Raw genomic sequence first — 11,287 nt, 5'->3', positions numbered from 1 at the left:
GGGCTATTGTTGTTCGTGCTGATAAATGTTTCGTGGATTACGGGTTGTAAGGAAACTTTTGCCCCTGTTGGAGAAAGTCAGGATGTAATCGTACCGTTTTCAATTGTTTCAGTTTTTCAAAATTCAGGATCATCTGCTGCAAGTATCCAGTTAAAACTCCCGAAAAATTTCACTGAGGATTTTAAAGTAACGTTAACATCCAAAACAGGTGCATCCATTGCGCTAAATGCCGGAACTACGGAGGCTGTTGCCAATTTCAATCTAAGAAATTACACGGCTGGTCAGCTCAGTACTGGGGACGATTATACTTTAACGCTTAATTACAAAGACGAACAAAAAAACAGCATTTCGACAAGTCGTCATTTTACAGCCAGGCAGACTTCTGTATGGAAAATGCTGGCGCACGCACCGATCAACTCCGGGGATTATACCGGAGCTGCTTTAATTTCTCCATTGTTTAATTCTCAAATCGCCATTTATCGTTACCAGGATGATGCCAAGTGGGACATATTAAAATATGATGGGAAATGGTTGAGCTCAGAAAGCAGCCTGCCACTTCCCAGACATAATGCAGTAGCTTTTCCATTGGGACAAGAAGGAGGTCGAGAGCTTGTATTTGTAGGATTTGGCTATCTTACTGACGAAAATTTGCCTGGGAAAAGAGCATACCTGAATGATTTCTGGTGGGTACCAAGCATTACTTATGTTGGTCAATCTGCCGGGGTAGTTTTTCCAACATTTTCTGGTGTCGACAGGCGGGTGAAATTCTTTTTGACATTTGGTAATGTATTCATGCTAAAGGAAGATTTTACCGGTGCCATGGAATCTATGGAAGTTACCTGGGATAGGAAAGATCGTAAGCCGCTACCAGAAGCAACCGGAAAACTGGCCACTTTTACAATTAATGAAACCGGATATGTGATTAACCAGATTTCCGGCCAGCCACCACATTTGTACTCATATGATCAAATTGCGGATAGATGGGAAAGAGAAGCAGATTTTCCAGGAATTTCGCGCGTTGAAGGCGAAGGTTTTTCTGCAAATGGAAAAGGTTTTTTTGGTTTAGGTATTGATAAAGATGGAAACGGTTTACGGGATATATGGGCATATGATCCGGTGAAAAATACCTGGACTTATCATTCTGAATATCCTGGACAAGGCAATCGTTATCTTGTTGCACTATCGGATAAGACAAAAGCATATATAGGCTGGGGATATGAGACCCGACCGACGGAAGGATCTGCCGTCAAACAGCAGGTAGGTTGTACTGATTTCTGGGAATTTAATCCGTAAATAAATGTTAAGACAGGTTCTACTTTTATTTCTCGTTTTCTTGTGCCTTTCCTGTGTGGACGAAGTTCAGCTTCCCGCCCGGTCCGTCGAATCGCGTTTGGTTGTGGAAGGATTGATAACCAATGAAGCGCCACCTTATACAGTAAAACTTTCTTACACCGGACAATACAATTCACTGATTTACGGTCAAAATGAAATTCCGGTCGATGGGGCGGTTGTTAGTATTACTGAAATTGGCGGACGAACAGTTATCCTTGAACAGGATGCTCTCACACCTTTATTTTTCTGGATGCGGGATTCAACTTTTCAGGGAAAACCAGGGAAAAGTTATCAGCTTCGTGTACAGCTTTCAGATGGGAAAAGTTATGTTTCCGAACCTGATGTATTAAATGCTGTTGCCGCAATAGACAAAATTTACGCCGAATATCGCGGTAGGGCAGAAGGGGACGTTTATAATCCGGATCACTATGATGTTTTACTGGATACCAAAGATCCGGCTATCACCGGGAATTATTACCGTTGGTCGGGTTACGGATATATTCCAAGAGTTTCAACCGGCGAACCTATTGGTATGGGTTTTTGCTGCAAATGGTGCTGGATTCCTTCCTATGGATCAGTTACAGATGTTTTATCCGATGTCCTGGTCAATGGAAACAATATCAGCCGCAGACCCGTTTTTTCTTCTCCAATTTACTACGTGGGCAGGCATTATATTGAAATCAGCCAATACTCTCTATCCAAATCAGCCTATCAGTTTTGGGTGAAATTTGAAGAACAAAGAAAAAGAAACGGTTCACTATTTGACCCTTTACCTGCCTCCATTGAAGGGAATGTGCATCGTGAAGATGATCCTTACATTTTGGCTCTGGGATATTTCGGTTCCTCTGCTGTCAGCAAAAAAAGGCTCGTTATTCCTGGAGATACGCTAAATCTTGCTCGGTTGGAAATAAAATACGATAACGTTTTTATCAAAGAAGGCAATTGCCAAAGGGTTTATAGTCAGGGACAACTTTCACCTCCAAGCTGGTAATGGAAAACTGTTTGACAAAAAATAGGCTATATAGCAGATCAATACTATTTCTGGTCTGCGCTCTGTTGTTTTCAATTCCCGTTTTCAGTCAGCGAAACTGGGTTTTAAAAGGTAAAATTCAGGACAATTCCACTGGCAAAGGAATTCCAAATGTATCGGTGGTTTCAAAAATATCGAAATCAGCTACGATTACAGATAGTTTGGGCAATTTTACCCTAAGTCTGAAAGCGGGAGATCAGCTCATCAATTTTTCTTCGGTAGGTTATTTTTCAAAAAATCAAAATATCACCTATAAAGAAATTCTATCAGGATTTGAATTGAAACTATTTCCTGAAATACGTCAATTGCGTGAGTTAACTGTAAAAGAAAAAGCGCCTGATGATAACGTACAATCCAGCCAGATGAGCGTTACAAAACTGGACATGAAAAATCTAAAAAATATTCCGGTCGTTTTTGGTGAAGTGGATATTATCAAAGCATTGACCTTACAGCCTGGCGTTAGCACTGTCGGGGAAGGAACTTCGGGTTTTAATGTCCGCGGTGGGAGAACAGACCAGAATCTGGTTTTGCTGGATGGTGCACCTCTTTTTAATACTTCCCATTTATTGGGATTTTTAAGTAATGTAAATGCGGACGCAATTCGTGACGTCACGCTGTACAAAGGTGATATTCCTGCTTCTTACGGTGGTCGGCTTTCATCTTTACTAGCCATCAATACACGATCTGGAAATAAAGAGCGCATTAATCTGACAACGGGTGTTGGATTGATGACGGCCAGTGTGATGGCTGACGGGCCTATTTCCAAAAACAAAAAACTTACATTTCTGGCTGGTGGAAGAATTGCATATCCTAATTTTTTGATCAAACGTTTTCCTGCTCCAACCAACGAAAACCGTGCATTTTTCTTTGATGTGAATGGTCGGATTTCATATGAATTTTCTCCAAACAGTATCGTTTCTGCTACCGTTTACCATAGTAAAGATTCGTTCAAATTTCCGGGAGATACAACCTATGGCTGGCAATCTACCACGGCGACGCTCAATTGGAATAAACTTTTAACCAGTACGCTTTCTTTCCAGATTGGTGCAAATATGAGCCGTTATCAATTTATCCTTGATGGAATTGCGCCGACGAATGAGTTCAGATTTAAATCTGGAATTAATCAATACGACGGACATTTAAATGTACTCTGGTCGCCATTGCCAACGCATAAAATTGAAACAGGTTTAATCATTACCAGATATGGACTTTCACCAGGGAATTTGGCTCCGGTTTCAAGATCAAACATTACCCGGATAAATCTGGAAAAGGAGCAGGCGCTTGAAGAGGCAGTTTATTTGTCAGATGAATGGACTCCGGTTCGCTGGTTATCTGTCAATGCAGGAATTCGCTATGTGAATTTTAATAATATCGGAGCTGGTACTGTTTTTCAATATGAAACCAATGTTCCTAGAAGCGCTGAATCTGTAAAGGATACGCTTTCTTATGGGAAAGGGAAAAAGATTGCGGGTTTTGGTGGGTTTGAACCAAGGCTTTCTCTGCGGATAAATACGGGAAAGACAAGTTCATTTAAAGTGAGTTATACCAAAACGCGACAGTATATTCATTTGATTTCCAATACAACAGCAATTTCTCCGGTTGATTTCTGGAAACTTGCCGACAACTTCGTTCCGCCACAGATTTCAACACAAATTGCTGCGGGTTATTTCAGGAATTTTCATGATAATATGTTTGAAACCTCAGTCGAAGTATACAGTAAAAAGCTTCAAAATCTAGTTGAATATAAAAACGGAGCGACTTTACTTTTGAATCAAACCCTGGAAGCAGATCTTTTATCTGCTCGTGGAAAGGCGTATGGAGTGGAGTTTAGTGTCCAAAAAACAAAAGGGACTGTAACTGGATTAGTTTCTTATACATATAGCCGCACATTTGCAAAAGTTAATTCCAATTTCCCGAGTGATCAGATTAATAAGGGAGACTGGTTCCCGTCCACCGTTGACCGTCCAAATAATATTTCAATTTCGGCACAATGGAAATGGGCAAAAGGCTGGACGTTCGGAACAAATTTTGTTTATACAACGGGTCGTCCACTTACTTTTCCTGATGGTACTTATCATTTAAATGACGTCGTCGTTCAGGATTATTCTTTACGGAATAAAGATAGAATTCCGGATTATCACCGGATGGATATTTCTTTTACAAAAGACACACGCCAGAAAATTGACCAAAAGCGTTACACACTTTGGTCATTCTCTTTTTATAATATTTATGCAAGAAAAAATCCGTATTCGGTTTATTTCAAACAATACGGTACAAGACTGGTTAGCTACCGGTTATCGGTTTTTGGGACGATTATTCCTTCTATTAACTGGAAATACTATTTCTGATTGAGATTTTTAATCAAAACTGTATTTTGTGAGTTGTATAATTATTATTATTTGTATATTCAAAGTTACAAGTATATTAGCAGCCATATGAAATTGCCAGCAATGAAAAAATTCCTTTACCTAATTCTAATCTTATTTGTTTCAGCCTTTCAATCCTGCAAAGAAAAAGATCCGGAAATTGATTTTACTTCTGGTTTCGTTGGAGAGCATGATGTAAAATATGTGATCAGAGATACAAAGACGCAAACGATTATCGGCTCTGATTCTTTAATTCCAGCTAAGGCCACAATTACTTTCATACGAAAGGATAATAATACATTGAAAGCAGAAGTCTACATTAATGATCCCCGGATGAAAATTAATGAGACTTTTGACGTTTTTGTTGGTGCGGATCCCGATCCTGTTGACTATATAAATCTACCTCCTTCCACCGCGAAACTTGATGGCAAATATTTACTTCAGACAGTATCTCCAAATTTAGTATCTGCCGTTGCTGCTAATTTGTACGAGAATAAAAAGATAATTGGTGGCTTGACTTATTTTAATATGATGGGTGATCGATGGCTTACTTTTAAATGACTTTATCCCGGTTATTAAAATTTAGAAGAGATTTTAATAACCGGGAATATAAATTTTTCACATACTCTCCGTCTTCCCACCATCCACAGGCAAATTAACCCCACTAATACTTCCGGCAGCTGGACTACATAAAAAGGCAACCGCAGCACCAACTTCCGACGCCTCACTAAATCGTTTGATTGGAATTTGAGATTCCATTTGATCGGAAACTTCCTGAACTGATTTTCCCTGAGAGTTACTGCGCATACCCAAAACAGCATCCAAGCGAGCCGTTTTGGTAAAGCCGGGCAAAACATTGTTAGAAGTAATTCCAAAAGGACCCAGTTCAAGTGACATTGTTTTGGACCAGCTCGATACGGCTCCACGGATTGTATTAGAAACGCCCAATCCAACAATGGGTTGTTTTACCGATGTACTTATAATGTTGACGATTCTTCCAAAAACTGCCTTTTTCATACTTGGAACCACAGCTTGTGCCAATATCTGATAGTTCACAACGTGCATCTGAAAAGTTTTTATAAACTGATCCGTTTCTGCATCTATAATTGGTCCACCGGCTGGCCCACCCGTATTATTGATAAGAATGTGGACGTCAGGGCAAAGTCTCAAATATTCCTCAATAGCATGTTTTACATTTTCATTATCTGAAAAATCGGCAACTATATAACGATGCAACTGATTTAGAGAAGTATCGAGTGTTTCAACAGCTTCTCTCAGAGATTCTTCTTTTCTGGCCATAAGGGTCACATTCGCTCCCATTAAAGCCAATTCAATTGCGGAAGCATATCCAATTCCCTGCGTACTGCCACAAACGATGGCGGTTTTTCCTGTCAAATCAAGATTCATATTTTTTTAATGATTAATTGTCAATGGTAAATTGTTAATGTAAAAGGAGTGTGCGGGATGGTTAATTTAGTTAGAATATCATTGTATCATGCATGATTAAACTTTTTTTGATTAATGCCTAATTCTTAAACATTAATCCTTAACCCCATTGACAATTAATCCTCAACAATTAACCCTTAACAATTAATCATTAACAATTAACACTTACCTTTGCGTTTTGTTTTTCGATTGCCCAAGTCTCGTAATGTTTACCGTCAAAATATTGACCAATGTCTAAAAAAATACAATCCGCTCTTATCTCTGTATATTATAAGGACGGTCTTGAACCACTTGTTCGCCTTTTACACGAAAATAATGTAAAACTTTATTCCACAGGCGGAACACAGACTTTCATTGAAAACCTGAATATCCCTGTTACCGCAGCCGAAGAGCTGACGGGTTATCCATCAATTTTTGGAGGAAGAGTGAAAACTTTGCACCCGGCTATCATGGGCGGAATTTTGTATCGTCGTGATGATGAGGGAGATGTGGCTCAGGTGGCTCAGTATAATATTCCTGCCATTGATATGGTTGTGGTGGATTTATATCCTTTTGAAGAAACGGTAGCTTCAGGTGCTAATGAGGAAGATATTATTGAAAAAATAGATATCGGAGGTATTTCTCTGATTCGTGCTACGGCGAAAAATTACAAGGATACGCTGATCGTTTCTTCCCGTAAGCAATATGAAAGTGTTGTCACTTTGTTGACTGAAAAGGCAGCAAGTACTGATCTTGAAGATCGTCGCTGGTATGCAGGAGAGGCATTTGGTGTTTCTTCTCATTATGACGGTGCGATCAATAGTTATTTTCTTGCCAAAGATTCTAGTGCTGATGATGCGCTTTTTAACTTTACGAAATTACCTTCACAAACACTTCGCTACGGGGAAAATCCTCACCAAAGTGCAGCGTTCCACGGTGATCTTGACAAGATGTTTGACAAGCTTCATGGCAAAGAATTATCTTATAACAACCTTGTCGATGTAGATGCATGTATCGGTTTGATCGATGAATTTACTGGCGCTGATCCAACTTTCGCAATCATTAAACATACCAATGCCTGTGGTGTTGCTACGGCTGCTACTGCAAAAGAGGCTTATCTGAATGCTTTGGCTTGTGATCCGGATTCTGCCTTTGGTGGCGTTGTGATCACCAATGTTAAGGTTGATTTGGCTACCGCAGAGGAATTGAACAAACTTTTCATGGAAATTCTGATTGCTCCTGATTTTGACGAAGATGCATTAGCGTTGTTGAAATCAAAGAAAAACAGAAATTTGTTGAAACGTAAATCTGTGGAACTTCCGGGAATTATGTTCAAAACAATATTAAACGGTGTGTTGGTACAGGATAAGGATCTTGCAACTGAAACAGCGGAACAAATGACAACGGTAACTGAAAAAGCACCAACGGCCGCCGAGTTGAAAGCATTGGAATTTGCTTTGAAAGTTTGTAAACATACAAAATCAAATACGATAGTTCTTGCCAAAGAAAACCAGCTTTTCGCGAGCGGAACAGGACAAACTTCCCGTATCGATGCGCTTCGTCATGCGATAGAAAAAGCAAAACATTTTGGCTTTGATCTGCAAGGTGCCGTAATGGCATCTGACGCGTTTTTCCCATTCCCTGATTGTGTTGAAATCGCAGCGCAGGCTGGAATTACGTCCGTAGTACAACCAGGTGGTTCAATTCGTGACAAAGATTCAGTTGCTTATTGTAACGCAAATGGCGTTTCTATGGTGACAACAGGAATTCGTCATTTCAAACATTAATTCTAATTTTAAGCACGGCGTTTCGTTCTTTTAAAGACGCCGTGTTTAAAATCCATTGTATTAAAGCTTGCCTCATTGAAAACCAGCCCATTATTTAAATCCCGTCTTACCGCTCTTGGTAAATTTCTTCTGATCGGGTTGGTTTTAGTTATTCCGGGTTATTTTTTCCTTTATCCCCAGGTTCTGCATTGTCAGTTGATTGGCTTTTCAAACTTTGAAAAGGTCAATGATTACATTTATTCAAGTCCTTATCTTCAACAAAATCAGCGCAAGAATATACTTAGCGTGATCAAAAAATCAGAAATGCGGATCGATTCTTTTTGGCTGGGAAAACAGGCCAAACCAAAATTGATTATTTGCGAAACACCACAGGAATATCAAAAATATTGTCAGAGTACGGAAGGCGCGGGGTGCAGTTTAGGCACGCCATGGGGACAATCCTATGTTATTTTAAATGCTCAGGGTTTGAATGTGGATGTGATCAGCCACGAAATGTCGCATGTCGAATTGCTGGACCGTTTGGGATGGTGGAAAACGACTATGTATATTCCGCAGTGGTTTAATGAAGGCACTGCATTAATGCTCGACAGGCGGTTTGTGAATAATCCTGATTCGCTCGGCCGTTATTTTGATTACATGGATGAATGGCTTTATCAAACAGGTGGTGGACAAAATATTCTTGAACTTGAAAACCTCGCTTCTGTCAAAGGCTTTTTCAATGGCGGATCAAAAGAAGTTATGCTTGCGTATATGACTTCGGGGCTTGAAGTATCATACTGGCTGGCTTATTGCGGAAAAGGGGGAATGGTGAAATTAGTCTCTGACATGAGGAGTGGTAGATCTTTTCAAGAAAGTTATCGTGATCTGGAAAATAAAGCGAAGAAAAACAATAAGTTAAAACTCCCGGATAATCTCCTCCGATTGCCGGATTCGCTTAAAATGGATGAGTAAACCTGCCTCTTATTCTCCTTGTTTATCTGTTTTTGAACATCAATAAAAAATAAAGGCCAACAATCGTTAGGAACATGCCTTTTTTACTTGCACTATTTTTCGAAAATAGTGTACCTTTCGGATTGAACAGAAAATCGCTTATCCATTCATCTAATATTGTAAATTTGAAATGCAACAGTTACAAACCCTGGATTACATAGTATTCTTCTTTTACTTTATTCTGGTATCGGGTTACGGGTACTGGATTTACCAACGAAAAAAATCAACAACTGAATCTACACAAGACTTTTTCCTGGCAGAAGGATCGCTTACCTGGTGGGCAATTGGTGCATCACTGATCGCGTCAAATATTTCCGCAGAACAATTTATCGGGATGTCCGGTAACGGATTTTCTATGGGTTTGGGGATTTCAACATATGAATGGATGGCTGCTGCAACGCTTATCATTGTAGCGGTTTTCTTTATGCCAATCTATTTGAAGAACAAAATTTATACAATGCCCCAGTTTTTAAGTCAACGTTATAATCCAACCGTGAGTTTGATTATGGCGGTTTTCTGGCTGGCTTTGTATATTCTCGTTAACCTTACTTCCATTCTATATTTAGGTGCTTTGGCAGTTTCTGGTATTTCAGGACTGGATTTTACTTTCTGTATGATTGCTTTGGCCGTTTTCGCTATCATCATTACAATCGGCGGGATGAAGGTTATCGGTTTTACAGACGTAATTCAGGTTTTCTTCCTGATCATCGGTGGATTGGCAACAACGTATCTGGCTATTAATCTGGTTTCAGGAGAAACGGGTATTGACGGAGTAATAAGTGGTATGAAAATGATGCGTGAAAATCATGACGATCACTTTCACATGATTTTCCGTAAAAGCAGTCCTTTCTACATGCAGCTGCCGGGTCTTGCAGTTTTGTTAGGCGGTATGTGGATTGTGAATTTGAACTATTGGGGTTGTAATCAATACATCACACAACGTGCATTAGGCGCAGATTTGAAAACGGCACGTAACGGTATTTTGTTTGCAGCAGGTCTAAAATTGCTTATGCCTGTTATCGTGGTTTTACCAGGTATTGCGGCTTATGCACTTTACAGCAAAGGTCTTTTCCAGGCTGAAATGTTGGGAGCTGACGGGGTAATTAATCCGGATAAAGCTTATCCTGTACTTTTAAATTTATTGCCTGCTGGTTTGAAGGGTCTTTCTTTTGCTGCATTAACAGCGGCTGTTGTTGCCTCATTGGCTGGAAAAGCCAATAGTATATCAACAATTTTTACCCTGGATATTTTCAGAAATTATATTGGCAAAAATGCGGATGAAAAGAAGTTGGTTTTGGTTGGACGTTTTGTTGTAGTAATTGCTATGATTCTTGCGATCGTAGTTTCTCCTTACATGGGAATTGATAAAAAAGGTGGTTTCCAGTTTATTCAGGAAATGACAGGACTTCTTTCTCCTGGTATTTTCGCTTCCTTTATTATGGGTTTCTTCTGGAAAAGGACAAATTCTGCCGGTGCATTATTTGCGATTGTTGGTGGTTTCGTGATTGCTTTGGCAATGCATAACAATTATTTTCCTTTCGCAGACTGGACACAAGTACCTTTCCTTGACAGAATGGGATTGGTATTCCTGATATGCGTAGCCGTTATGTTTGTGCTTGGACTGGTATTACCTGACGAGAAGAAAGGACTACAAATTGATGTTTCAATGTTCAAACCACATCGCAGTTTTGTGATTGGTGCTTCCTTTGTTCTTGCTATGATCGTTATTTTATACAACCATTTCTGGTAGAATAGGATTTGAAATAAAACAAAACAGCCCCGGAAATTTTCCGGGGCTGTTTTGTTTATAAAAGAAATGAAAAGCTTATGCTACTTCTTCTTCGATAATTGTAATCTTCTGGATTTTATCTCCCTGACGGATCAAGTCGATCGTATCAAGTCCTTCTACCACTTTACCGAAGCAAGTATGGTTTCCGTCCAAATGAGCAGTATTGTTACGGCTATGGCAAATAAAGAATTGTGATCCGCCTGTATCACGTCCTGCATGTGCCATGGATAAAACACCGCGATCATGATATTGTTTATCTGCTTTTACTTCACATTTAATTGTGTATCCCGGACCTCCGGCACCAGTTCCCTTAGGATCTCCTCCCTGAATCATAAAATCAGGAATAACACGGTGGAAAGTAAGTCCATCATAAAAACCTTTTTTAGAAAGATCTACAAAGTTTTTAACCGCAATAGGTGTTTCCTCATCATAAAACTCGATAAGCATGGTACCTTTATCGGTGATCATTTCGGCCTTTGTCATATTCGTTCGACTTGTATTTGGTAAAAAATAAATGAAGTATTTTTATACAACTGAATTGTATATCATAACAAATGCAAAGAAAAGC

At 39.5% G+C, this 11,287-nt stretch carries 9 protein-coding genes; 7 read left to right on the top strand and 2 right to left on the bottom strand.

Translation table 11 applies throughout. The features are described from left to right. Positions 1 to 6: 6 nt before the first annotated feature. The 4 genes from FZF08_RS23440 to FZF08_RS23425 all read left to right on the top strand — a co-directional run bounded on the left by FZF08_RS23440 (position 7) and on the right by FZF08_RS23425 (position 5,289). On the top strand, positions 7 to 1,293 hold the full coding sequence (locus FZF08_RS23440; RefSeq protein ID WP_159474272.1) for a hypothetical protein: 1,287 nt from the start codon (positions 7 to 9) through the stop codon (positions 1,291 to 1,293). Between the two features lie 4 nt (positions 1,294 to 1,297). Then, the gene (locus FZF08_RS23435) at positions 1,298 to 2,323 is read left to right on the top strand and encodes a DUF4249 domain-containing protein (protein WP_159474269.1); all 1,026 of its coding nucleotides are present in this window, start codon (positions 1,298 to 1,300) and stop codon (positions 2,321 to 2,323) included. 65 nt (positions 2,324 to 2,388) lie between these two features. Further along, the gene (locus tag FZF08_RS23430; RefSeq protein ID WP_159474266.1) at positions 2,389 to 4,710 is read left to right on the top strand and encodes a carboxypeptidase-like regulatory domain-containing protein; all 2,322 of its coding nucleotides are present in this window, start codon (positions 2,389 to 2,391) and stop codon (positions 4,708 to 4,710) included. 102 nt (positions 4,711 to 4,812) lie between these two features. Continuing rightward, positions 4,813 to 5,289: a hypothetical protein gene (locus tag FZF08_RS23425; protein ID WP_159474263.1), complete on the top strand. Its 477-nt coding sequence runs from the start codon at positions 4,813 to 4,815 to the stop codon at positions 5,287 to 5,289. A 57-nt stretch (positions 5,290 to 5,346) separates the two neighbouring features. Here the strand turns inward: FZF08_RS23425 and FZF08_RS23420 are convergent, their stop codons facing one another. Beyond that, positions 5,347 to 6,135: an SDR family oxidoreductase gene (locus FZF08_RS23420; RefSeq protein WP_159474259.1), complete on the bottom strand. Its 789-nt coding sequence runs from the start codon at positions 6,133 to 6,135 to the stop codon at positions 5,347 to 5,349. A 269-nt stretch (positions 6,136 to 6,404) separates the two neighbouring features. Between FZF08_RS23420 and purH the strand changes: the two genes are divergently transcribed. The 3 genes from purH (at position 6,405) to FZF08_RS23405 (ending at position 10,680) form a co-directional block, all read left to right on the top strand. Next, positions 6,405 to 7,940 carry a bifunctional phosphoribosylaminoimidazolecarboxamide formyltransferase/IMP cyclohydrolase gene (gene purH, locus FZF08_RS23415; protein WP_159474256.1) on the top strand — a complete coding sequence of 512 codons (1,536 nt, stop codon included), beginning with the start codon at positions 6,405 to 6,407 and terminating at the stop codon, positions 7,938 to 7,940. 75 nt (positions 7,941 to 8,015) lie between these two features. Further along, on the top strand, positions 8,016 to 8,891 hold the full coding sequence (locus FZF08_RS23410) for a hypothetical protein (protein WP_200837156.1): 876 nt from the start codon (positions 8,016 to 8,018) through the stop codon (positions 8,889 to 8,891). Between the two features lie 169 nt (positions 8,892 to 9,060). Beyond that, positions 9,061 to 10,680: a sodium/sugar symporter gene (locus FZF08_RS23405; protein WP_159474253.1), complete on the top strand. Its 1,620-nt coding sequence runs from the start codon at positions 9,061 to 9,063 to the stop codon at positions 10,678 to 10,680. Positions 10,681 to 10,755: 75 nt separating this feature from the next. Here FZF08_RS23405 and FZF08_RS23400 read toward each other — a convergent pair whose 3' ends face one another. Further along, positions 10,756 to 11,202: a peptidylprolyl isomerase gene (locus tag FZF08_RS23400; RefSeq protein ID WP_159474250.1), complete on the bottom strand. Its 447-nt coding sequence runs from the start codon at positions 11,200 to 11,202 to the stop codon at positions 10,756 to 10,758. Positions 11,203 to 11,287: the final 85 nt, after the last annotated feature.

It is taken from the genome of Dyadobacter sp. 3J3 (assembly GCF_009801115.1).
Taxonomy (GTDB): Bacteria; Bacteroidota; Bacteroidia; order Cytophagales; family Spirosomataceae; genus Dyadobacter.
Note: the sequence above shows the minus strand (reverse complement) of the source record. Positions and strands in the feature narration are given on the sequence as shown.